The following is a 25,121-nucleotide window of genomic DNA, read 5'->3' as shown; positions in this document are numbered from 1 at the left end:
TCTGAATTCTATTTTTCTTCTTTCCCTGCATTAAACTTCTTCCGCTTGGTTATCTTTACCTTATCACCATCATTGAGACCACGACTGATTTGTTTATACGGTCCGGTAATGATCTGGTCATCAAGCTCCAAACCAGAGATGATCTCAAAATCACGCTCACCTATGATTCCAGTGATGATCTCCCGTTGTTCGACTTTCTGACCCTTACCCTTCTCATTATCCACTATCACAAATACAACCTCAACTGGGTCAAGGTCTTCATCCTCATTATCCATGCTGCTATCCGCCCGGCTTAACTCTTTATCCTGTTTTTCTTCAAGTTGCCGTGGTTTCCGCATGGTTACACTTTGAATAGGCACAAATAAGACATCCCGTTGAACATTCGTCCGAATATCCACTGCAGCAGACATTCCGGGACGTATTTCATCGGGCGGATCCATTAAGCGGATATGTACTTTAAAATTGGTTACTTGGTCCAGGCTCCCCAGATTACTGTTTTGGGCACTATGGGCTATCTCAGTGACAATCCCCGTAAACATGGTGTCCTGTAAAGCATCTATTTCGATCTCAGTGGTATCTCCTAGAGTCACATCAACAACATCATTCTCGTTGACATCAACTAATACTTCCATATCGTTTAGATCCGCAATAACCATAATGATATCACGACTGAATGCTGACCCCAGAGCCATCTCCCCAACTTCCTTGTTGACCAGTGTTACCGTACCTGACATAGGAGCAAACATTATGGTTTTATTATAATTATCACGCGATTGAGTCAGAGCGGCCTGGGCTTGTTTTGTAGATGACAGGGCTTGTTGGTAACGAACCATAGCGCTTTGAAAGATCAGCTCACTCACCATCTGCTTTTGATAAAGTTTATATTGTTGATTTTTTTCCAGGGCTGCCAGGGAAAGCGATGCATCAGCCGATGCCTGCACTTGTTCAGCCCGATCGACATCTGCTTTGTAACGAGTCGCATCCAGTTGTGCCAGGAATTGTCCTTTTTTGACCCAGTCACCTTCTTTAACCGCCATTTTAATTACGCGACCAGCAACATCGGCACTAACAGCAACCTCTACCACAGGTTGAATCTTACCAGAGGCAGCTACCTTGTGGACAACCTCTCCTCTTTCAACCCTGGCTGCCTGAACATCCTTGCTGCTTCCTTTTTCCTTATTGACTGCAAAATATCCAATGACTCCCAGGAGGACCACTGCAACAACGATTATAATTATTTTCTTTTTGGTCATGATTTCCTCTTATTGTTTTCCCATGAGCTGGTGGAGTCCTGCTTCGGCTATTTTCAAATTATATTGAGCCCTGATCAAGCTTAATCTGGCATCCTCGTAGCTAGCTGTGATGCGCAAAACGTCTAAAATTGAGAGCGACCCAATTTTATATTGTTCCTGAGCCAGGAGCAAATCCTGTTCAGAAGCATTCAGGATCAATTGTGATATTTCTACTGATGTCCCAAGGGTTTCCATACTCTCCAACGTTTGCGCCAAATTTTTTCTCAAATTTCGCTCTGCCAGATCATAGTTCTCAACAGCAATCTTTGCACTGATCTTACTTTGCTCAACACTCCGCCGAGTACGCGTTCCATTAAACAAGTTCCAGGTCAGATTCAAACCAGTTGAAAGCGAGGCAGTGTTATCACCAAATACATCCCCGAATTCTGAACCTCCATTGGTGTAGGATGCGTTCATTCCCAACGAGGGGATATAGCCGGCTCTGGCTATTTTTACATTATAACCGGAAACTTCCTTATTTCGATCCAGCAATTTTAATTGAGGATTCGCCGCCAATACATCTTCAAGTATATTCTGTAATTCGGGAACTTTCACTGCCACCCATGCAGGTTCCAGAAGCGTTAACTCAGTATCCCACTCGCGGCCCAGAATTATATTCATATCACGAGCCTTTGCTTGCAGGTCAGCTTCTCCATTGATTATTTGCAATCTTGATTGTTCTATGTTCACCCTGGTTTTCAGAGTATCATTTTGTGAAGCTGCTCCAAGCTTGAAGCGTTCCAGAGTTAATTGATGTTGATATTCACTAGTCGCACGATTTTCGCGATACACATCCAATAATTTCAGGGTTGAGAGATAGTTATAGAACGCCACCTTGACCTGGTAAACGGTACTCAATTCGTAGCTGGTCAACTGAATATCAGCCAGATCCTGAGCCACTTCAGCTGATTTCAGGGTGTTCCACCAGCGACCACCATCCCAGATATTCTGCGAAATACTTAGGGAAGTACTGTAACGCTCGTTCCAGCCCAAGCCTCCAATATCAGTGGAAGAACCTGAGAGAGAATAATTCACGCTGGGTAATATCATACCGATATTACTTTTAGCCTGAGAAACACTCCGATCAGTCTCAAAGCGGTTGATCTGTAAGGATTGGTTTTGCTTCAATCCTAACTCAATACACTCATCCAGGTTCAGCGTTTTTTGACCCTGGCTAAAGGCAAGCATGGGGATATTTAGAAGGATGAATATGAATAATTTGCCTGGTCTATAGAGCATTGATAGTCCTGTAGTTTTAAAAATTATTGATTAATTGTCTGGTAAGTTGGAAGAACCTAGCCCATTCCAACAGAATTAGCCTGGAGGAGAGCAGCACCAAGAGAGACCAGGATCAACCAGGGGATGCCTACTGCGATCATGCCAGTTGCAGTGGGCTTGTTATAGAGTTTGGCAAATCCAAATCCCATTACCACCATACCCCAAATGCGAAAGATATCCAGCTGGTTTAAAAATTGTTTAAAAAATGAATCTATATCATCGAAAATTAGTCCGGGGCTAAATATCATATCCGTTGATTCCTTGATCATAATCAAGGGCGTTTTAACAAGCAGCTCCAGGGTTCCTACACCAGGAATCATATTCATGAAGAATCCATTTCCACTAATGAGATAAGTCATCATCACCATACTGAATATCTGGAAAAACTTCACCTGACCACCCAACCCAAAATTACCAACAAGCAAAAGGATCGCTGAAAAGAAAGCGGCCATTATAAACAGCATTATGGGAATTAACGGGTAACCCCATAAATTTCTTAAGGCTAATGGATTTTCACGTGAGTCGTTGATCTTTTCCCGGGCATCATGCATGCGTTCTGATATCATTTCCTTGGTGTCATCCGGGATATCTGGATTGTTGGCTATTGATTGTTCGGTTTTTATTAACCGTTGCTCTGCCTCATAAAAACTCACATCCCTGAAGAAAAAAGGTAAAATTACAATGGCAGCTGTAACAATGAGTAGTGGGATTAACCAGTCTTTGAATGAAACACCATTAACAAAATCATCAAAGGCTCGACTTGGAACAAAGAATAAATCTATAAAGCGTTGTAAACGTGATGTGTTTCCCATTAGGATATCCCTCGAATACTTGAGAATCGGTATAGGTGTCATTTCTTATAGTTATCATGAGCCGATCCAACCCACAAAGACTATTCTATTCAATGGCAATCAATATGCCACGCAATTATTTATGCTATTTCCCTAACTTTATTTTCTCTACATAATAGCGAACTTACTTCAAAGCAAAATGATCCGGCTGATACGCAATTTTTTCAGCTTTAAGTACATCATACTTCATCGAAAAGATGGGGTCATCATCATTATCAAGTAAACTGATCACAAAGCGAACGACCTCACCCTCAGGACGGGCTAATTCCTTATCCTGACGCATACCATCATATGCAGCCATGATGAAACCGGGAACCCCATCAATATGATTGTCACCTGCCCCCATTTCCTGCGCCACTTTTTCCCTGGCAACAGTAATCTTCTTCAGCGGTTTGGTATCAGCAGCATAATACTCTTCGATGATTATCGGATTATCAATACTTTTGACATAAACCCTGGTCACTACTTTACGAGCTTTAAAGCCATTTATATTTTTTTCATAGCCCATTATCTCGTGAGTCAAGCGAGGCGAGTCATCTATATCATTTTGATCTGACTCCATATCAATCTGAAGTTCATTTTCTGCTTCCTGACGAACTCGTTCCTGCCTCACTTCCTCAAAAGAAACACTACTGTAAACCTGTTTGTTCTCATCATAGCGCCACCTGATCTTATCACACAGATCAGAGAGCAAAATCTCCTGGCTTTTTCCATCAGAATCACTGATCATTTTGACCAAGGTGTTATGCATTTTGATCAGGGTTGTTTCTTTGAGCTTACAGCCGGAGAGATAGCTACTGGTAAGAGTTGTGATCTTTCCGACAACCGGAATTTCAATCACCGTACGCTCTTCAACATGGTAGGCCTTGTTGGTAGCTGCATAAAGGGGCAAACTGTAAGTAATCAGTCCCAGAATCACGGCTAGTGTTAAGGCTGTTTTGGTTTTCATGACTTCTTTCCTTTTCTCCGGAGACTTTACACTTATCCGGTGGGTATGTTCTTTTTGTAAATCATCCATAGCCCATAGTAAAGCAATCCCGATACCAACAAAATTGTGAGGGTTTCCAGGTTGAAAATATATTCCCACGGATTTCCATAAGAAAGCCCTCCATCTGCGTCATTAAGCATTTTTGATAAGGGGTCGATCTTGGCCAGGTTGAAACCCCAGAAAAATTTTCCTATAAGCTTGAACAGTGCTCCACTCTTGAAAATGATCGCCCAACTTATGGCAAACAAAAAAGGTCCACCGATCCCAATGAGAAGAGGTCTTCCCTTGACGTATGTTCCCACCAGCATGAGAAATAGTGCCAGAGGTGCCATGCGAATGGCTGCATATAGAAGATATGAGAACCATCTCCAGATGAGACCAATAAAGGAGATCTGGTCAAACACAGCGGATGCCATGGTATAGAGAGGTTCCCCCATAATCATGATAGCTATACGTGCGAAAAGCAGATATTCGATTGAGAGAAAGAGCGTTAACCCTATAACGCCCACTAATCCGGCTAAGATCTTTGACCCCAATAGTATATGATCACTTACTGGTAAACTGCGGAAGAACAGGGTACTGTTATCTGCTCGTTCTTTATAAATGGCATCGGAAAAATAGAATAGACTGAGAAACAGAACGAACGCGAAAGTGGTCTGCATCCCCAGTTGCAGCCCAAATGCAATTGGTTGAGCTGCCTTTTTTAGCGCTTTATCAACTGATTTGGTAGGTCCATCTCCCTCAAATTGGATTTCGAAGTCTTCACCCTGCATGTGAATGGTTACATCACCAACTTCCTCATTATTGATCTTGATGTCTTCCATCTTGATCTCACCATCACGCTCTAGGGTTTCATGAAACCAGTTTGAACCACGTGAGACTGACAGAAGCATTAATAGATTCAGGAAAGTGATAACCAGGATAGTTCCGATAATCACTCGTTTCCATTCCAGCCATTCGCGTTTCAATAAGATCATCATTGGTTTCATGCTGCACCTCCCATGAGCGCTACAAAAATATCTGCCACAGAGGGTGTTTGAATATCACCCTGATTCACTAACGCTTTTTGATCAGCATGCTCCAATAAAAAGACCCGTGATCCGAGAATACCATATTCACTCATTGGTTTCAGTTTTTCACGGAGTTCATCCGCCTGGTCAGCAGGAATGGTCAATTGCGTAAAGCGCTCTCCCAGTTCTTCAATACTGGCGTACAAGAGGATCTTCCCCTTATTAATAAAGATAACATCACTGAGGATATGCTCCACTTCTTCGATCTGGTGAGTAGAAATCAATATGGATTTTTCTTCATCGAAATAATCCTCCAGCACACTGCTATAGAGTTGTTTTCGAAATAGAATATCCAGGCCGTGAGTGGGTTCATCCAGGATCAATAGTTTAGTATCGGTGGCCAAAGTAATTGCCAGATGCAGTTGGGTTTTCATTCCCTTACTGAGTGTTTTAATCTTTTTTTCCATGGGAATGGTGGTGGTTTTTAGAAAGGCTTCCGCTTTGTTCCAATCAAAATTGGGGTGTATTCCAACCATGAATGCCAGAAGTTCACTAACTTTCATCCAGGAGGGTAAAACTGAGATATCCTGAATCACGCCTGTTTTAAGCATGAGCTGTGCTCTGTGGGAACGGGGTTCATAGCCTAAAACCTTGGCACTTCCTGTATAATCCAACTCACCGGTCAGTGCCCGCAGAAGCGTGGTCTTCCCGGCTCCGTTGGGTCCTACCAGGCCGACAATACGACCAGCAGGAATCTCCAGGCTCACCCCATCCAGTGCCTGCAGCTTTCCATAGGTTTTACCAATATTCTTTAACTCGATCAGTGCAGACATTAGACTTCCTCTCCATAATTTTTCTGAATGAGTTTGATCAGATCTTTCTCTGATATGGAAAGCAGCTGAGCCTCTTCTATCAATGCTTGAATAGTTTCATTCTTAAACCGTTCACAGGCAATCCTGCTGAGCTGTTTGGGGGCATTCTTTTGTACAAACAAGCCCAATCCTCTGCGTTTTTCCAAGAGACCCTCCTGAATTAATAATTGAGTGGCATTTAATACGGTCTGGGGGTTCAGGCTATACTCACTTGAGATCTGCCGGATGGAGGGAATTGCAATCCCCTCTGGTAGCGTCCCTGCGAGTATATCCTGGCGAATAGACTCAGCCAGCTGTTGGTAGATCGGTGTTTTTTGATCAAAATTCATAGTTCTTTCACCTCTATTGGTGTTCTACATTACTATAACACCAACACAACTGGTTTTGCAAGAACTTTTTTCAACCACAGAGGTCGCAGGACACACAAAGCATTTGTTGCTGAAAAAAACACTCCTCGTCACACCGGGATGATGAAATACCATTTTGCCCACATATTTCATGAGACAGCACAACCTGACTTGTTATTTTGATTTATGAGGGGCGTTATGTGTCATGCTTCAAGAGCACCTCGGGCGAGGTATCAGAATGCTCCAGAAGGATTACTAGCCTACTTTTTTGTTGTCTTGCGATTTGCCTCTAAATAGCCTGCAGCCATACGCTTAAAGATACTATCCTCATCAGAGTCACTTTCCACTGGGGCAATGGACTGTTTTTCTTTGGTTGATTCTGGTGTGGATTCAGGAGAATCATCTGATTCAGTTGCTTCTTCCTGCTCGGGAGAATCAGCAGGTTCAGTGAAGTCCACCAACTCAGCTGCTTCATCCGATTGAGCCGATGTCTCAGGCTTGGCAAAATCCACTAACTCATCGGTTTCATCCGATTCAGTGAAGTCCACCAATTCAAGTGATTGCTCTGGCTGAGTCGGAGCGGCAGGTGCGGTAAAGTCATCTAATTCAACTGACTCCTCAGGTTTGACAGATGCAACCGGTTCAGGTTGATCAACTTGCTCAGCGAATCCATCCGACTCAACACGCGCTGCAGGTTCGGGTGACTCGACTTGTTCAGCGAATTTCTCCTGTTCAGAAGATGTCTCAAGTTCACTGGATGCTGTCAAGATTTTTTGATCAGGACGCATTAGCTCCCGCGGGTCATATCTGGTAAAATCCTCCATCTCAGGAATGGTTACTCCTGCTTGTGAAAACTTATTTACAGATAGAATTGTCCGCCGTCTAAGAATCTCTGCTTCTTCCTGCCCAAAAGCGCCAGTCTTTTCCAGATCATTGATCTCATCTAATACTGGCAATGATTGAGCAATAAGTTCGATTTGTTTGCCCGTCTTGTCATCTCTGTAGAACATGATGCCATCCCATAAACTGAGAATGATGGCTTTTACGCCCTCAATAGCCTCAGATGATCCTAGAAAATCAAACTTTTTGTCATTACCTGAATCACATGCTGTGACAATCAGATCACGCACTGGCAAATTCTTAATTCGCCCCACAACTTCGTATAGTCCCTGAATCGCTTCTAACATCAATATTAGACGTTTGGGTGATGAAAGCTCCTGTTCCTCGATCACCACAACCGATAACCTTACGTATTGCAGTCCACTTTTTTTACCCTCTTCTACTGCTGTTGATGTGATCTTTTCTAAATTCTCTCCAGTTAGCGAGAGGACTTTTGGGAGGTAATCAAGCGTAAATCTGATCGAAGCACAAACTTTTTCAATATCCCGCTTAAGATCCTGGCCGTCCGGTTTTAATATTGCTGCCCAAAAGGCAGTATCTTTGAGCTTTTCCAACTCAAACATCTTTAACAGCTTATGCTCAAAGGCATTATACGACTGGGTTATTTCCAGAAATTTGCTAAAAGAATGAAGCGCAACTGTTGGATTCGTCTCGCCCTCATTCTCCAAAATTGCAGTGAAGACCTCAACCAGCTCACACTCTTCAATAGACCTAATTAATTTATTGATTGAATTGTCAATTTCAGACCTAAGCATTCTTAACTACCCTAACTTTGATATCATTGCCATATTACAACTTTATGATCCATAACCTTTTAATATGTATTGCCATGACGGCAATTCATTGAAGAATTATGCTTGAGTTTGACTTTTTTTCTCTGCAAGTACTTATACCAATTGGACTTCAAAACTGCATGAGAAATTACAACTATTTTCATCCAGACAAGGATCAAATCCTGGTCTAGTCCAGAAAATCGTTTTTAATCTTAAAAAAATATGCTTTCGCGGCTTCATACTCGTTGGGAATCTCACCATCCAGGATCGCTTCCTCAATCGCTGTTTTAATGCGACCAATTACAGGACCCGGTGGTATACCCAACAATTCGATGATCTCATTTCCACGCAGGGGCGACTGAAAAGCGCGTAAAGCATCCTTCTCCACAACTACTTCAATCCGTTCCATGACCCGATCGAAATTACCATAATAACGTTTTACGCGACGGGGATCCTTGGAGGTAACATCAGCTCGTACTAAAATCATCAGGTCATCCAGATTTTCTCCAGCTTCCACAATGAGTCTGCGAATTCCAGAATCAGTGACCTCAGTCTGAGCCAGAGCGATGGGTCTTAGGTGAAGTCGAGTCATCCGTTTCAGATAAGCAGTTAACTTGCGCGAAAGACGCAGACGCGGACCAATTTCCTTGAGCATCATACGACCCAGTTCTTCATGACCATGATAACTCCAGCCTGTACCAGGAATGAATTTTTTGGTCGCTGGTTTTCCAATATCATGCACCAGAGCAGCAAAACGCAACTGCATTTTATCCGTGCGTTCTGCTGTATTGTCCACCACCTTCAAAGTATGGTGAAAAACATCCTTGTGACTTTGTCCATCGCGATCTTCTACGCCCCCCAATACAGCGATCTCTGGAAAAACCAACGGAAGCAGACCAGCAGCCTGCATCACATAAAAACCAATTGATGGCACTTTAGTTCTCAGTGTTTTGATCAACTCATCCGTCACCCGTTCCTGTGAAACGATCTTGATCCTCTCCACCAAACCCTGCATGGCTTCCAAAGCTTCCGGCACCAGATCGAATTCCAATTGAGCTGAAAAACGAGCTGCTCGCATCATGCGCAAGGGGTCATCATCGAAGGTTTTTACGGGATCCAGGGGTGTCCGCAAGATCTTATCCTGGATATCCTGAATTCCTCCGTATTCATCTATCAGATCACCAAAATGATCTGGAGCAAGGTTCAGAGCCATGGCATTCACCGTGAAATCTCGTCGACTGAGATCGCCTTTAAGGTCGGTATATACCACCTTGGGTTTCCGGGAATCAGCTTCGTAAGTTTCAGTACGAGCCGAAGCCACTTCGATCAGAAATTCACCATAGGGAATCAGAGCTGTCCCGAATTCCCCGTACTCAACTATTTCAGGCACCTCAAGATGCTTCCCTAATTTCCGGGCAAAGGCCACACCATCGCCTATGACCATAATATCCACATCTTTACTGGGAACATTAAGAATAAGATCCCGGACAAAGCCACCCACAGTATAGCATTCCAGATCTGACTCTTGAGCCAAACGACCGGCAGCATGCAGGACGCTGAGAATATTCTTGGGAATTCGACTAATCATACGCATTGAAGATAATCGGAAATCAATTGTCACAAAGACTCCAAGACACTTCGAATCATAAAATATTTGAGGTACCTGAACGGCTATCACGCAGGACAACCCTTCTGAGATAAATATTTCCAGCTGGATCAGTACTGACTACTTTGTTCGCATGTTGATCAGCATCCGATTCAGTCACATATTTTTTTTAATCCCCTTTTTTCTGGGTCTGATTTTCCTGGGAAATTGCTCTGTGGTCTTCCCTGTGATTGCTCCTTTTGCTGACCTGCCTGAGCCGACTGGCTCCTACTACGTGGCAACTCGGACAGTTACCTGGACTGATAGTTCCCGGGAGGAGACCTTTACCAAAGAACAGGATTACCGCAGAATTGTGGTACAGGTCTGGTATCCAACCAAGGAAACAAATAGGGGGGTTCCCAACCTGTATATCGATGACCCGGTCCACCGTCTACCGGCAATTGCCAAACAGTTGAGACTTCCAGTCGTACTCTTCAAGCACTTTGATAGAGTAAAGACCCATTCCGATACTGCAGTTCACATAAATGAATTCCAGACTGTCTTCCCGGTAGTCCTCTTTTCCCATGGATTGAGTGGAATGCGCTTCCAAAACACCTCCCTCATGGAAGAATTAGCCAGCCAGGGCTATGTGGTCTTTGCCGCTGATCATAGTTATGAAGCCAATATCACAATCTTTGAAAACGGAGAAACGGCTGAATATCGAGCAGGTAAACGTCGCGTACTAAAGGGAGATCGGTTGGAAAATATTGATCTCAGCCAACTTTCAATCATCGTTGAAGATCTGAGTTTTATCCTGGATAAGGTCAATGCTGGTGACTCCAGATCATTCCTCAACGGGCTTCCTTATGACTTTAGTAGAATTGGTGTGATCGGCCATTCTTTGGGCGGAGCTGCCATTGTTAATGCAGCAGCTATCGATCCAAGAATCGGGGCTATTATGGTTTTGGATGGCTGGTACATTCCGGTTCCGGATACAGTGATCTCACAGGGTGTTGATCAACCGATCTTTCATCTGGGACAAAAGGAATGGGGCGATCCAATAAATTATCAACGGATGGACCGCTTGTTGGCTAATAGCAGTGGGGCGATCTTTAAATTGCTAATTCCCGGTACTCAACACACTGATTATACAGACATGCCCCTCTTTACCCCTTTTTCACTCTATATCGGATACACTGCCACCCGGGATCCCATAAGGCTAAATAGTCTTATCAGGCGTAGCACGGTTTACTTTTTTGATACGTATTTAAAAGGACAGGATCCTACTGGTCTGACAGTAGTGATCAAAGCAGAAAAAAACGCTGATAGCTATGTCTATATTCCAACAAGCCCTTGATCACACGCTTTCCTATTTGATTCGAATTTCAGCACTTTTGTTTATGAGCTCCACTGCCACAGTTTGATTCCCGCCAATAATGATATTCACCATGGAAACGAGATCTCCAATATCTACCCTATCATCACCATTTAGATCGGCATAAAATAATTCCAGATCGGTGGGCTCAGCCCCTTGACCTAAAATGATATTGACCAAACGGACAACATCCTGGATATTGACCTGTCCGTCTGAGTTAAGGTCACCCAAACCGCCACCGGAACTTGAAGTGGGTGGCATGATCACAAAATCGATCCAGGCGCAGTCACTTCCGTGAGAAACGGATCCGTCTTTTTCATATTTCCAGCTGAATTCATGCAATCCAGGGGTCACCGCATAGCTTGCTTCTGTCCATGATATTTCGCCCTGCCATTGTTCCACAAGCGCCCCATCCATGAAAAATTTAAGTCCATCATAATATCCTGATGTACTGGATTCGGAAGAGACCTTGTACATGAAGGAAAGATCACCTGGTTCAGTTACATCCAGAATGAGACTGAGTTCAGCATTCTGACTATCACCAACATTGCCTGAGTAGGCTGCATAGTTACCTTCGAAAACATCTTGGGATTGAACCAGCCAATCTACGTGACCTGCCAATTCCCAATCAAAAGCCGAAAAATTACCACTTTCAAAATCTTCTACAATAAGACCGGCTACTAACCTGAATTGTCCCTGGGCAGTATATCCCAGATCCCCGGTTGCCAGCCAGTTAAAGGTAATGTTATGCTCTACCGGGGTGGCTGGAATAACAGAAATAGCAAAATCTGCCACCTGTAACTCACTACTCAGCAGATCATATAGAATTACTGGAGCATCTGGCAACGTGATGTATCCATCATCAGAAGAGAGGGTCACCTGGAGGGTAGAAAGATCGCTGCCTCCCTGGTTCTCCATTGATAGGGTCAAAATAGTGCTTTCACCAATATCCAGTCGGTGATTATCATCATCATTCACGAGGATATCGCTCATCACCACATGGGGAGCCCGTAGCAGAAGCTCAAAATCTGCTGTCCACTGTCCCAGACCAGCCATCAGCGAAAGAGATAACTCAGCCAGATGGTTATCCGGACAATCTGATCCGACCATGATCGTGAAGGGTCCCTGGGCAACTGTAGAATCAGGTGCCAAGAGATCCACTTGAGCCGCTTGTATCAGAGTGGTTACATAGGGATCCCAGGTACTCAGATCACCAATGACATTATACGCCGTATCAACACCAACATTATGAAGGGTAAAATAGATATCCAATGTTTCACCAAAATCAGCCTGTCCATTACCATTGCCCTGTGGTGAATCGTCCAGTATGATATGATCTACAATAAGGTAGGCACCATCTGGCGTAATGATATTGATCTCCCCAAACCAGGGTTGCAGATTTTGCCCGGTAACCACTAGTTCAGCGACACCTGGTATCAGGTCAGTGGGATCAAAGAACAATGTGGCATTCCCCATGCCATCAACTTGCACAGCTGTGATATTTGCATTATTGATATTCAGTGAAGCATAGCAAAATGGAGGCGCTGAAATAACAATTTCACTGCTGCCCATGACAACTGCATCTGGAACACTGACACTTGCAGTTTCAGGGACACCCATATAGGTCATAAGAGAGGGATCCCCAAACAACTGGTAAATTTCCCAATAATAATTGGCTCGGGAAGACGAACTTTCGGTGACAGCCAGATTGCCACGATAGACCATGGCGGAATTGGTGATGGTCCATTCTGATTCCGGTTCACCATGATCATGAAACAGACCATCATACATGCCCCAGCTGGTTTGTTCATAGGTGGCACCTGATGGTACTACGGGACCATTTCCAACACCCCAATAATAATCTTCATCCCAATATGTGCTGTTGGTACCGCCGATGTAGCCAATGGCTCCTTTGTCAGGAGCCCTGAGAAAGGCTTCGCCAATGCATTCAGGTGTGTCAAATTTTGCAGTAAGACAGGCATTGGCAATGGCGGTGAAATATGCCTGGCTGTTGGTCAAGGCATTGACATTAGAAATAGATAAATAGGGGTCATGCCAGGTAGTGGCGCTTCCGTGTGCAGTATAATTAGCAAAAGCGACTCCTGCTGACAAATCCGCTCTGATGGCTGCGGCACTGGAACCAGAGACCGGATAAAGATAGGTATGCGAAAGAATCCCATGTTCGGGATTAAAATAATGCTGCGTGCCATAATTGATCTGACCGTTACCGTGAGTAGGACCGAAGGTACCGTCCATACCGGCGATCATAACCACTTCGCCCAAATAGCTGGGGTCGGTCATTGTGTATTGCTCATACATGAGGGTCTTAGCGATCATAGCTTCCAGCTGACTGACCGAAGCAGCAGGAAAACGTCCCAAATACATATCGGGAAGCATGTCACCCGTCACCTCTGCGTAATATCGATCCGTTACATGGGATCCGTGATTTCCATTGGGTGCCGGTACTTGAGCCCGGTCTCCAACCAGGAGAACGAAACTGGGGGCCGGGTCTTCAGCCGTTCCGCCATTATATAGGTCTGTCAGCCAGTTTTCAATCGATGTAGAAGTGCTTCCCAGGTCACCTTCTCCCAGATAACCTTCAATGATGGTATAGCCTTGCCGCTGTTTCCATTGGATAAATGGTTGGAGGGCGTCGCTGAACATGCTGTGAGCAACAATAGCCATTTTGATCGGTGCTGTGACCAGATCTTCACGAACACCATCTTGCTGAACCAGGGAAGTGATCTGGCGATGCAATACTGAAAAGACAGCGGTTTGTTTTTGAGATTTTCTGGTCTGGGTTAATGGCCAATCAGACTGAGAGAGGTCGATTTGGAGCTTAAGTCGATGATGTATCCGTAATTCACCAGTCACCGGATTATACTCAACAGGCTGAATTTTCAGCAGTCCAATATTGGCATCTCGCATTTGTCCCAGCATGTCCAGCTGGAGTTGCTCTTGATCCAGATAATTATCTTCTGTGTAAAGATCATCATTCATAAGAAAGGGGACGGTGTTGGGATCAATATTTTTGGCCAGGGAAGGTTGAGCTGGAAAAACGGGCGCATCAAAGCCTAATGCTCGCAAATTGAGGGTCTCTGTTTCTGAATAGATCAGTGAAACTTGAAAATTATCGCCCTGAGGCAATTCGATGAGACGGTTCATACTGGGCAGTTGCGGGACGCCTGTTTCCAGAGTGCGGTGAAATCCGGGTATATTGAGCTGGGTGAACTCCCCTTGTGGTAAGGTGATGGCTTCGATCGAGATGTTCTGAATACTTATTTCAAATTTAGCTGTATTCTGATCTAATTGGCTAAGCCGAATTTCAGTTTTATCATTTTGAAAAGTCAGTTCCAAAGCGTTGACCTGGCTGATCGCAGCTATTAGGAATAAAACGACTATTGATGTTTTACGGATATTCAGATGCATTCTATTTTCCCCTTGCGTGTCATTAGTATTCTTAAGCAACAAAATTGCTGCCAATTAAGTGAAAACAAACTAACATTTTCCTCAAGACTTGCAGCAGCATGTGGCAAATTCTATATTCACCAGCTTTTTTAAACACAGGCAAGATTGCAAACTGTAGAATTTTGAAATATATCCTTAATCGTCACATCGAGTGGAGTCGAGATGCGAAGAATCAGATTTAGCTGAAAGGATAGCTTGAAAATTTAATGCCACCCTAGCTCAGTTGGTAGAGCAACGCATTCGTAATGCGTAGGTCAGGAGTTCGACTCTCCTGGGTGGCCCACATTTTAATGGCAAAATAAGAAGCTTGAGATCCGAAAAAATAAACCGCTACTACAATCAGTTGGAGAAAAGTAGCTCGGAAAATTTTGTAAATGATCCGACCTGTCTCAAATTGTCTAAAACGATGACACGTTGACTTTGAGACGGCTTTTAGGGTTTTTGAGACAACCGTGGAGCGCTCGAAGCTGTTACTAACTATTTAAGCGGACGCCCAATGACAATTTCTACCCGACGATTTTGAGCCCGTCCTGCTGATCTGGCATTACTGGTGATAGGGTGGTATTCTCCGTATGAGACTGCCCCTAAGCGTTTTGGAGCAATCTGCCCCTCATCCTGAAGATAATGAAGCACAGCCAACGCCCTAGCCGAAGACAGTTCCCAGTTACTGGTATATTTCCAACGATATTTTGAGCTAATTGGAACCGTATCACTATGCCCCTCAACTAGGATTTCCCGATGTGGATGGCTACTTAAAGTCTCGCCAATTTCAGCAATAAATTGCTGTCCTCTCTCGCTTAACTCTGCGCTCCCCGACTTAAACAATACTGAGTTGGGCAATAGAATACGATTACTTAGAACAAAGGTCCCTCTCAGTTCCTTTTCTAGTTTTTCTACTTCTTTTTTATAGGCCTGACTTCGTAGTATCTCCTGAGTAATATCCTCATTTTTTTTCTCAAGCTCATCTTTAAACCTTTGAACTTGTTTGTTCTCGTCTTCCAGCTGTTTATCCAACTGCTCAAGTTCCGCCCGAAGTTGGTCAAGCTCCTTGTCCTTTTCCTGAAGCAATTCGCTATTGTTCCCAAAACAGCTCATAAACAATAGCAGGCTCATCCCGAGTAATATTCGAACAATAAATTTTTGAACTTTCATCTCAGTTCCATCCCAATCTATTTTTTAGGTTTTCCTGAAGCAGGCTTTGGGACTGTCTTTTTCCCAATATCTTTGGTTTTCCTGGTGCTGGTCCGGGTTGAATTTGGTTCAGCTTTTGATTTGGGTTCATCTGTTTTTCCTGGCTTCCTGCTCATCTTCTTTCTGGCTGATCGAGAAGAACCTGGTTGTGCTTTTTTTATTTTCTCCCCAGACTTTTCTTTTCCACGACCGCTCCTACCAGAACTGCGTTTTGTTGCTTTCCTCAAACGCTGACCAAACCTGGTGAATTCCATAGGAAATGATTTGAGGCTTTGGATATTTTCACGCATACTGTAGAGAATAATTAGTAGTAATACAAAAACAATTATGACAAAAACAGTTATAGCTCTCTTGTAGTTAACCAATTGCTGCTTTAGCTCTGAGACCTTTTGATCTCTTTCGCCCAACTGATCTTCAATGTTCTCAAGTCTGCTCACCAGTTCTGCCATCCGAGCTTCAGCGGCCTCAGCTCGTTTGATGACTTCTTTAATTTCATCTTGCTCAACCAATGCCTGTTGACTTGTTTTGATATCGACATTTTCCTGATTCCCCGGTTCACAAGCTATAAGCATAAACATACTTAATATGATGACGAATAAACCAAGCTGTTTCCCTCTTTTAATTTTCATACTTAATCCTTCTTTTAAGATTGACGCCTTCGCAAAAAGTCCCTCTCGCAGGGCGCAGAGCGCGCAGAGCGTTGTATTGAGTTCATCGAAATGACGCAAAGTGTTGATATATATGGATTAGGAGCATTCACTATATGTGGTTGTATTTAATGGTTTTAGGGCACATTTCATGAATTTTCAGATACTTCTAGCGGTTTCGTCAAGATTGTATATCCTCGCCCTTTTAGTGCTAATTTTCTTACCATTATGTATGGCAAAAAAACATAATGAACTATATCCCTAAATTCTCCTTATAATCTGCCAGGTGGAATCAGACTCCTTTCTATTTTTGATTTAGGAATTCTACTGCTTTAGCCTGTTCGATAAAAATTCCGATGGAAACATCTTCTGACTCCAAGTGTGGGGCTAATTGCTCCAGATCGAATGTCTCAGGGATTTCCTGAAAAAGGAGGGCTATCTTTTTAGAGTTTAACATTTTGCCAGTATGCTGAATAATGTTAACGAGTTGGATAGCCTTATCAATATCAAAAAAGAAGTCACTATCTTGGAAATCATACAAACGTCTGGTTATTCCCTCCCCTTGCTTGGTAATAATTGATTTCTTGATCTCACCAAAGGTTTCTGAAAAGTTCCCTTCTCCCACAACTCTTCCAATCACAATATCCAGTGGATATTCAACACTAAATTGAAATGGCATATATGCTCCTATTTAGTATCGCATTTAACTCAGGACTATTCATAAGCCTGTGAAAAATCCTGGTAACCCGCCTTCTCAATGGCATCCAGGATCATTTTTTCATGCATCGAAGGATCCTCCCAGAGTTTTTGACCTTTTTCTGACAACAGGTGAATGGGATCATAATAGAGATAGACCATTTCATCTTCAACACTGGGGCTGCGGTAAACAGAAATTCCCGTTACCTCGTCATAATAATCATAACTATGGATATCTCTCTTCCCACCACCACCAGGCGCATCCGTTACAAATGTGGGGGTGTTAAATCCAGCAGTCGCACCTCTCACGTGGCGTTCCAGCTCTAGACCATCTTTTAGCGTGGTCCTCAATTCTTCAGTCCCTTGAACCATATCATGTTGATAGACATAGTAGGGCTGAACATTCATGAGTGATAATTGTCTTACCAGGTTGATCATTGCTTCTGGTGTATCGTTAACACCCCGTAAGAGCACACTCTGATTGCGTACCGTAACACCGGCTTTAAAAAACAGATCCATGGCTTCTCGGGTAATGGACGTAATCTCGCTGCTATGATTGAAATGAGTATGAACGACCACCTCTTTGCTCATTTCCCGTCCCTGATTGACAATGTCGATTATGGCATTTGTCCACTCCGGTTGAGAAATAATTTTCATGGGCATCACTGCTGGCCCTTTTGTGGCAAAGCGCAACCGTCGTACATGGGGTATGGCTAATAGTGTTTCACCGATTTGTTTAATGCGGTGAGGTTTTAACATGTAAGTATCTCCACCAGAAATGACGACATCTTCAATTTCCGGTCTCGAAGCAATGTAGGCAAACGCCTTATTCCAAGTATTGGGGACCGCCTTAAAACTCATTTTTGTCACCTGATCTGTATCACTCCCAATGGCATAACTGCGCGTACAGAACCGACAATAGACCGGACACACATCAGTGGGTAGAAAAAGCACTTTATCAAAATATCGATGCACCAGACCCGATGTAGGAGAATCCGCCTGCTCCTCCAGGGAATCTAATGACAATTTTGGATGATCAGCCAAACGCGTGGATGCCACCGGAATAAATTGAATCCGAAGCGGATCATCATAGGGGTTATCCCAATCGATGAGACTAATAACATAGGGGGAAAGGCGCAGATTCATGGGCGCCAACCTCATTCCTTCACGCACATCATCAAGGAAAGCTGCGGGAACCAAATCTTCCAAAAGCTCATCAAGATGATCTACTTTTGTTGCAGAATTGCTATTTTGGAAGCTCACGTCCATAAAAGTTTCGCGGTCTACATTTTTAAAAGCTGGGATTTTCTGCCAAAACAAATCTGACGAAAAGTCTCGGTGCGCTAGATCCTGCAGAGTTACTGGATCTTTAATAGCATCCGGTATCTCAATCTCGCTAATTTCATCAAGTTCAGAATGATCAGTCACGAGGTCAGGTAGATCATCAATAGTCTCAGCAGTTTGATATTTATTAAATTCTTTGTTTGAATGTAGTTTTCCATGCATAAGAAGACTCCAGTTTTTGTTGATTAAATATGGATGAGTTGTTTATACCAGACATTCATGCTTTCGATGGATCCGCCGATATGAGTATTATTAATTAGCGTGCCGGCGAATTCGTAATCTGCCCGTCCAAAGGTAATATTCATTCCGTAAGACACAGCCCTGGCAATGGTATAGGCTGTATCTATGGGTTCTGTAAGCATAGCTGTTTCCATGTGATCCAAAAGCATTTGTCCCAGCTGATTTCCTCTATAGGCTGGAATTGTAGCAAAATCAGTCATTTCCACAGCTCGACAATCATAGTCCATTTCGGCCGCAGCTACAGCCACAATTTCCCGTTTGTGTCTGATCACAAAATAACGCACATTTTCAGCCATGCTTTGAGCGACAAAAATTGGATCCGTAATTGGAAACGGATAGCTCGCAAAAATCTCACGGTAGAGTAATGCCAAGCCTGGGCTATCTTTTATTTCAGCTTCTTTAATTGAATAATCCTTTGAAAGTATTGTGCTTTTTCGTGAAAGCCCCTGTGTAAGTGTGGCAGACTTTACTTTCATTATCTCGCTCGTTTTATGTGGCTTTTTACGTTTCTTGGTAATAAAGTTTGACATAAAAGCGATTCCTTTGGGCTTTTCACCTAAACCTGGAATGCGTGCTTCTTCCTCATATCCCTGGGCCATAAACTCTGGTATGAGAGCTATGGGTATCTTGGCAAATATCTTGGAGTAATGATGCTCAAGAGCCAACGATTCCGCCAATGCCAGTACGTCCTGTACTCTTTCTGGTACAATTTTCATGATATAGACCCGATCGCTTAACGGACCATGTTGAAGTTGACAGGTTTTATAGTTAATTGTGATGTCAGTCTTGGAGATGGTTCACCTCATCCTTCCTTAAATATGAAACTGCAACGAGTGTAACTGCGGAAATTAGCATACCATAAAACGTGGGATCCAAGCCCAAAGGCAAATCGACCTGGGTAATAATCATAGTCAGGGCAGACGTGCCACCACCAATCATAGCCCATAATGCAGCTAGCGGAGTTGCTTTTTTCCAGAAGAATGCAGCCAGAGTTGGTATAAAAAGCCCGGCAACCATGAACTGATAGGCATACAGTATGGTTTCCAGAACCGTGGTGAAAGAGCTGGCCAAAAGAATGGCAATTATTCCAACTGCTAAGGTTACAAGCTGCGAAATATGGATCAGCTGTTTTACATTATATGATTTGGGACTCAATTTCTCGATTAAATCATTTACAAAATTTCCGGATGAAGCAAGTATGCAGCTATCTGCTGTGGACATTATAGCGGAGAAGTAACTCGCAATTACAATTCCCGTAATTCCTATTGGCAGTACTTCCCTTAACAGAATGGGCACTCCCATTTCCGCTTCAACACCAGGGAATAATACCCGGGCAATCATACCCAGGATGACACCGGTAAAAGCCATGACGGGATATTCAAAAGCACCGGCAATATACCAGGCTTTTTGAGCATCTTTAACCGAGCGACTGGCAAAGACCCGTTGATACAAAGTCATGGCTACCAACCAAATTGGTACGATGGTCAGGAGCCAGTTGATAAATGTAATTGGCTGTATGTTCGAGAAAGAAAAATATTCCACAGGGAGTTGCTCACGCAAGGCCCCAAGACCACCAGTTTCCATGATGGCAAAGGGGATGGCAAACAGGATAAGACCACTAATTAAGATGATCCATTGTACAGTATCGGTGTAAATAACTGCCTTCAAACCACCGAGAGCTGTGTAAGCCACGATGATAAACCCGATGACATAGATAGAGAATGTGAGTGGTTCAAGTCCCCAGGGTGCTGTTGAGATCACTGAACCAGACATGAGCTTCGCTCCTGCCAGGATTTGACCACTGGTAAATCCCAGATACCCAACACCTGAGATCACAGCTGCTACCATGGCGACTTTTCCATTGTACCGATGACGTAGAAAGTCAGGATAAGTCATAAAACCTTGCTCTAAATCCAAAGTTTTTAGTCGAGGAATAATAAAAACAGCCGATAACCAAGCTCCCAATAACCCTGTAAATAATAACCAGCTTCCTGAGAGTCCCATCAGATATCCAAGACCCCCCAAACCGATTGAAAAGCCACCACCAACATCTGTAGCAGCAATTGACAAACCAATATGAGTTGGAGAAATGCTACGACCACCTACGAAGTAATCTTCAGCTGATTCATTTTTACGATAGAAATAATAGCCAACCCCCAGGATGATCAACATATAGATGACGAAAATTACATAATCTAGAAAAGCCATAAGAACTCCTTTATGTAGACCTAGTCACTCACATGAACGAACGAGAACTGTTCATCGTACTCTAGTCCAGTTTTTGCCAGTTTGGGTAAAAGGGTTTCCTCTAAAACCAGGATTGGTTCTTCATCATCACCATAGATTTTATAATCGCCTGGGTGGATTGTATCAATGTATAGTTTGAATGCTCCCTTGTGATCAGTTGAAGCATCGAGCCGCACGACCATTCCTGCATGACCTTTTAGTTCTTTTTTAGCTTCTGATAAGCGTGTTTTTGCAGTTTCCGATATGGAAAACATGTTCACCTTCGCTTTCCTGAAAAAATAATTGGTATGATGGTAACAAGAGGTAAAACAGTTGATTGTTATAGAATAAATTTGGTTCTCAGCATAATGGTTATTGTGGGTTATTGGTATTATTCATAGATGTATTTTATTTTACGGGGAGTATCTGTGCGGTCTCCAAAATAGGAGCAGCTTCTACTGATTCAGCACCCATCAGATTAACGATCTTTAACAGGGAGACTGCAATATTGGCTTGCTCACGCTCTGGAAGATTTTGCAAAGCATTGAGTAAACCATCGTGCAACGGGGACGGAATCTGCTTTAAAAGTGCTTTCCCTTTTTCTGTGAGAATGACATTCCAGAGCCGACGATCCTTTTTATCTCTTTCCCTCAATATCAAGCTTTCTTTTTCCAGACGATCCAGGATTCCCACTACCGTACTTGTGCTCAAATAGGCTTGCCCGGCAATTCGAGTAACTGTGGAAGAACCGTGATCTTTAATAATACCCAGGCAAATGAGCTGGGGGGTCGTGGTATTGTAGGTGGATTTAAGTTTCCGTGAATGAATATCAATGGCACGAATAATTTGACGTAACGCCTGCAAGATTTGAAGATCAAATGGGAGCTGTCTATCTTCGGGTTTTGAATCAGTTGTTTTGGTCATTTTAATTTACTCTTCACGTTTGATTTATTTCTTTAAGTCACGGCTGAATATATCAAACGAATCATCTCTACACAAGTTGTTAGTGCACTAACTATTACTATATTAATTTTTCTTGGACTCTTACGGTTTGTATACTCCTCGCCAACGGGAGGGACATTAACAACAGAAGTTTCTCACGAAAATCTGTAATCACCTGTATTTGAGTCAGTTACAACGATTATGATACACTGAGCTTATGCAATGACATGAATAACAATAACTTATCAATTACCCTATGCTGGTTATTGAGTTTATCGAAATGCAGCTTGGGGATCTAGAATCCACACAAAAAAGGGCTTTAGCCCAAGATTAATCAGCTACACAGTTGGGCTATAGCCCCCCCCGAATTTCTTGTGGTCGGTTAAACCCCAAGCTGAAGCATGGGGTAAGAGTTGCCCTATTCTCACACAGTCTTTATAACCCTTATACCTTTGTACCCCAGAATATTTTATTGACCCCCAATCTTAATGATTGTATCCAGGTACGCATTATTATGATGAACCATTATTATTAATTGCAGCTATGCTAATCTGTCTTGATCTATGGTCCGGTATATTCTCAGATTGTTGTTAAATGAACATACTTTTATTTGATACAGATGTTACTCATGCTCTTAAATGTCTTTCAGTATTCCGTAATAATCGAACAGAAGATCCTCATAATCTGGAGTGATAGACTTTGTTGGGTCATACTCTGGACTGTTTTTGATCTGCTCCATGGTAACCCCGAACAGGATTTTCCTTTCAGCCCAATCAATTGTTTTGGACCAAAATGGTGAAACCAGAACCTTTTTACCGGGGAGCCAGTTCCGAGTATTCACAACGATATAGCGGATTGCCCAAGCCTCATCATCAACAATAAAGTCTTCAACATGACCGATCTCTCCATCTTCCGCTAAGAGATGGTAGCCTGTAACCTCATTTACTGAGCGGAGATGCTTATCACGTTTAACATCAGCCTCCGACTTGTCTTTATCAAAGATAGTTGGGTATGCGCCTCCCGGTGTCAGCATAGCTCCCATTGCCTGCTCACCGGTCCAGTAATAAGGCCAATTGTTATGCTTGGACAATTCAATTTCAAACTGCCTGGAAACGGGCATATCTGTTTCTATACTGGGTGCAGACTCTATTTGTTCTTTGGAAAGGTCAACGGGTAATTGCTGTGTATCCCAATCTATTCCCTTCAACGAAATCGGGGAAATAAGAATTTGCCTTCTCAGAAGCCATTTACCCGTATCCGCCACTAAATATCGGATCACCCACTTGTCATCATCAAATAATAAGTCTTTTGATTTACCAATTTCCCCAGACTTAGATTCTAGACTACACGCCATAATTTCTTTTACGCTACGTAACATGCTTTCCTCCTTGATGTCAAGTTTTCGTCACGATAACTGGGCTTCATGCTCCAGTTGTTTCATGAAATTTAACCGTTGTCTTATTCATCCTTCTGCGAGGGGGGTATAGTCTGCAATAAGAGAAAACTCACTCAACTTCGATGCAAATGCGGCATCCAAGAAATTCTCTACCCACCAATAAATATCGTAGCGATGTACATTTTTTCTGAGTTTCTTCATCCTAACCTTACGTTCGGATTCTGGCATGTGCACCGCTCTTTGAATTGCTTCAGCACACGCTACCGAGTCATGTGGATTGACAAGTAAAGCTCCAGATTTTAGCTGAGCCGCCGCGCCGGCAAATTCACTCAAGATGAGAATACCTTCTGGATTTGATGCACAGTACTCTTTTGCTACCAGATTCATCCCATCCTTCAATGGAGTCACAATCGCGATCTCAGCAATTCGATAATAGGATAACAATGCATCTCGGCTGACTGCTCGGAAGTGGTATTCAATTGGTGTCCACCCGGAATGTGAAAACTCCCCATTTATCTCACTAACCAATCTTTCAATTTTAATTTTGAGGTTCTCATAATGTGGTATATCTCTGCGACTTGGGACTAGAATTTGGATCAAGCTCAACTTGCCCAACAGGACTGGATACCTTCGGAGAGCCTCTCTGAATGCTTCCAGACGCTCAGGGATACCTTTTGTGTAATCTAAACGATCAACGCCCAGTATTACCTTTTGCTCCTCAAAATATTTTTCTTTCGTCACCACCTTGTGTGTCACAGGTTTTGAACTTGCTGAGTCGTCGAATTCTTTATAATCTATGCTGATCGGAAAGACTCCAGCCCTCATAGTTCGTGTTTTTCGCACGATGTTAATGACTTGCCCCTTCCCTTCAATTTTTGGTTTGTCGATCAGTGTCCGAACACTGCTTGTGAAATTCCTCCTATCGCGAGCTGATTGAAATCCAACCAGGTCATATTGCAGAAGATCACCTAAGATATCAACTCGCCAAGGTAGGCGTGTATAGATATCTGTAGGCGGAAAGGGTATATGCAGGAAGAAACCAATTTTATTGTTTACACCCAGCTCTCTTAGAAAACGGATCATGCTTATCAGGTGATAGTCATGAATCCAGATAAAATCATCTTTTTTAATGATCTTTTTTAATGATTGAGCAAATTTCATATTGACACTTTGGTAGGTCTTCCAATACTCTGGTTTAAATTTACAATGGTCAATCAGATCATGGAAAAGAGGCCATAAAGTTTCATTGGAAAATCCCTTATAGTAGTTTTCAATCTCGTTCTCATCCAATGTTACAGATTCCAGTGAATACCCAATTCTGTCATCGAGAGAAGACAGCAAATTCCCAATCTTTCGAGGATTTTCTGTAGTTAGTCCGGACCACCCAAGCCAAACACCTCCGCGGTTACGTAAAACGGGGGCAAGCGCCGTGACCAGTCCTCCCGATCCCGGCTTCACCTCTAGTGATCCACTTATATTTTTATTTACTACAACTGGCAACCTATTTGATACGATAATTAATCTGTGGCGTTTCATATTCATTTTTTTTGCTTACCTCTTGGATAATTTTTCGTTCAGTTTCTTCTATTTGACGAAACCGCAAAAAGTAATTTAAAAATCATCAAATACGCCCTAACCCATTTAATATTAACCACATAACGCAAATACCCCTAAATCCATAAATATCAATACTCTGCGCC

The 25,121-nt window shown here is 43.0% G+C and carries 21 protein-coding genes and 1 tRNA gene; 2 read left to right on the top strand and 20 right to left on the bottom strand.

The window, feature by feature from the left end:
• Positions 1 to 8: 8 nt before the first annotated feature.
• The 9 genes from U9Q77_04315 to U9Q77_04275 all read right to left on the bottom strand — a co-directional run bounded on the left by U9Q77_04315 (position 9) and on the right by U9Q77_04275 (position 9,932).
• The gene (locus U9Q77_04315) at positions 9 to 1,253 is read right to left on the bottom strand and encodes an efflux RND transporter periplasmic adaptor subunit (protein ID MEA3286581.1); all 1,245 of its coding nucleotides are present in this window, start codon (positions 1,251 to 1,253) and stop codon (positions 9 to 11) included.
• Between the two features lie 9 nt (positions 1,254 to 1,262).
• Complete coding sequence (locus U9Q77_04310) at positions 1,263 to 2,531, bottom strand: TolC family protein (protein ID MEA3286580.1); 1,269 nt, start codon at positions 2,529 to 2,531, stop codon at positions 1,263 to 1,265.
• Between the two features lie 56 nt (positions 2,532 to 2,587).
• Complete coding sequence (locus tag U9Q77_04305; GenBank protein MEA3286579.1) at positions 2,588 to 3,382, bottom strand: YIP1 family protein; 795 nt, start codon at positions 3,380 to 3,382, stop codon at positions 2,588 to 2,590.
• 163 nt (positions 3,383 to 3,545) lie between these two features.
• Complete coding sequence (locus U9Q77_04300; GenBank protein MEA3286578.1) at positions 3,546 to 4,370, bottom strand: hypothetical protein; 825 nt, start codon at positions 4,368 to 4,370, stop codon at positions 3,546 to 3,548.
• A gap of 32 nt (positions 4,371 to 4,402) precedes the next feature.
• Complete coding sequence (locus tag U9Q77_04295; GenBank protein ID MEA3286577.1) at positions 4,403 to 5,398, bottom strand: hypothetical protein; 996 nt, start codon at positions 5,396 to 5,398, stop codon at positions 4,403 to 4,405.
• Positions 5,395 to 6,252: an ABC transporter ATP-binding protein gene (locus U9Q77_04290; protein MEA3286576.1), complete on the bottom strand. Its 858-nt coding sequence runs from the start codon at positions 6,250 to 6,252 to the stop codon at positions 5,395 to 5,397. The genes U9Q77_04295 and U9Q77_04290 overlap by 4 nt, the downstream gene beginning before the upstream one ends.
• Entirely contained in the window at positions 6,252 to 6,620 is a 369-nt protein-coding gene (locus tag U9Q77_04285; GenBank protein ID MEA3286575.1) for a GntR family transcriptional regulator, read from the bottom strand. The genes U9Q77_04290 and U9Q77_04285 overlap by 1 nt, the downstream gene beginning before the upstream one ends.
• Positions 6,621 to 6,898: 278 nt before the next feature.
• Positions 6,899 to 8,293, bottom strand: coding sequence for a hypothetical protein (locus U9Q77_04280; protein MEA3286574.1), 1,395 nt, complete (start codon positions 8,291 to 8,293; stop codon positions 6,899 to 6,901).
• A gap of 205 nt (positions 8,294 to 8,498) precedes the next feature.
• Positions 8,499 to 9,932 (bottom strand): HD domain-containing protein, encoded by a 1,434-nt coding sequence (locus U9Q77_04275; protein ID MEA3286573.1) that lies wholly within the window; start codon positions 9,930 to 9,932, stop codon positions 8,499 to 8,501.
• A 199-nt stretch (positions 9,933 to 10,131) separates the two neighbouring features.
• Here U9Q77_04275 and U9Q77_04270 point away from each other — a divergent pair, with 199 nt between their 5' ends.
• The gene (locus U9Q77_04270) at positions 10,132 to 11,253 is read left to right on the top strand and encodes a dienelactone hydrolase family protein (protein MEA3286572.1); all 1,122 of its coding nucleotides are present in this window, start codon (positions 10,132 to 10,134) and stop codon (positions 11,251 to 11,253) included.
• A 12-nt stretch (positions 11,254 to 11,265) separates the two neighbouring features.
• Here U9Q77_04270 and U9Q77_04265 read toward each other — a convergent pair whose 3' ends face one another.
• Entirely contained in the window at positions 11,266 to 14,700 is a 3,435-nt protein-coding gene (locus U9Q77_04265; GenBank protein MEA3286571.1) for a C25 family cysteine peptidase, read from the bottom strand.
• Positions 14,701 to 14,947: 247 nt separating this feature from the next.
• Between U9Q77_04265 and U9Q77_04260 the strand changes: the two genes are divergently transcribed.
• Positions 14,948 to 15,020 (top strand) — tRNA-Thr (locus U9Q77_04260).
• Between the two features lie 196 nt (positions 15,021 to 15,216).
• On the opposite strand, the gene U9Q77_04255 is transcribed toward U9Q77_04260, so the two are convergent.
• From U9Q77_04255 to U9Q77_04210, 10 genes are all read right to left on the bottom strand, one after another.
• Positions 15,217 to 15,891: an OmpA family protein gene (locus U9Q77_04255; GenBank protein MEA3286570.1), complete on the bottom strand. Its 675-nt coding sequence runs from the start codon at positions 15,889 to 15,891 to the stop codon at positions 15,217 to 15,219.
• 17 nt (positions 15,892 to 15,908) lie between these two features.
• Entirely contained in the window at positions 15,909 to 16,658 is a 750-nt protein-coding gene (locus U9Q77_04250; protein MEA3286569.1) for a hypothetical protein, read from the bottom strand.
• A gap of 223 nt (positions 16,659 to 16,881) precedes the next feature.
• Positions 16,882 to 17,256 (bottom strand): hypothetical protein, encoded by a 375-nt coding sequence (locus U9Q77_04245; GenBank protein MEA3286568.1) that lies wholly within the window; start codon positions 17,254 to 17,256, stop codon positions 16,882 to 16,884.
• Between the two features lie 35 nt (positions 17,257 to 17,291).
• A complete protein-coding gene (locus tag U9Q77_04240; GenBank protein MEA3286567.1) occupies positions 17,292 to 18,779 on the bottom strand; it encodes a KamA family radical SAM protein in 1,488 nt (495 codons plus the stop codon).
• 23 nt (positions 18,780 to 18,802) lie between these two features.
• Entirely contained in the window at positions 18,803 to 19,630 is an 828-nt protein-coding gene (gene ablB / locus U9Q77_04235) for a putative beta-lysine N-acetyltransferase (GenBank protein MEA3286566.1), read from the bottom strand.
• Positions 19,631 to 19,637: 7 nt separating this feature from the next.
• Entirely contained in the window at positions 19,638 to 21,065 is a 1,428-nt protein-coding gene (locus tag U9Q77_04230) for a sodium:solute symporter family protein (GenBank protein MEA3286565.1), read from the bottom strand.
• Between the two features lie 20 nt (positions 21,066 to 21,085).
• Positions 21,086 to 21,358, bottom strand: a complete 273-nt coding sequence (locus tag U9Q77_04225) for a hypothetical protein (protein MEA3286564.1) — start codon at positions 21,356 to 21,358, stop codon at positions 21,086 to 21,088.
• Between the two features lie 133 nt (positions 21,359 to 21,491).
• Positions 21,492 to 22,007, bottom strand: coding sequence for a MarR family transcriptional regulator (locus tag U9Q77_04220; protein ID MEA3286563.1), 516 nt, complete (start codon positions 22,005 to 22,007; stop codon positions 21,492 to 21,494).
• Positions 22,008 to 22,659: 652 nt separating this feature from the next.
• Complete coding sequence (locus U9Q77_04215) at positions 22,660 to 23,403, bottom strand: PRC-barrel domain-containing protein (GenBank protein ID MEA3286562.1); 744 nt, start codon at positions 23,401 to 23,403, stop codon at positions 22,660 to 22,662.
• A gap of 84 nt (positions 23,404 to 23,487) precedes the next feature.
• A complete protein-coding gene (locus tag U9Q77_04210) occupies positions 23,488 to 24,963 on the bottom strand; it encodes a trehalose-6-phosphate synthase (protein MEA3286561.1) in 1,476 nt (491 codons plus the stop codon).
• Positions 24,964 to 25,121: the final 158 nt, after the last annotated feature.

Source organism: Candidatus Neomarinimicrobiota bacterium (genome assembly GCA_034716895.1).
GTDB lineage: Bacteria > Fidelibacterota > UBA8477 > UBA8477 > JABMPR01 > JABMPR01.
This window is presented reverse-complemented; position numbering and strand designations above follow the sequence as displayed.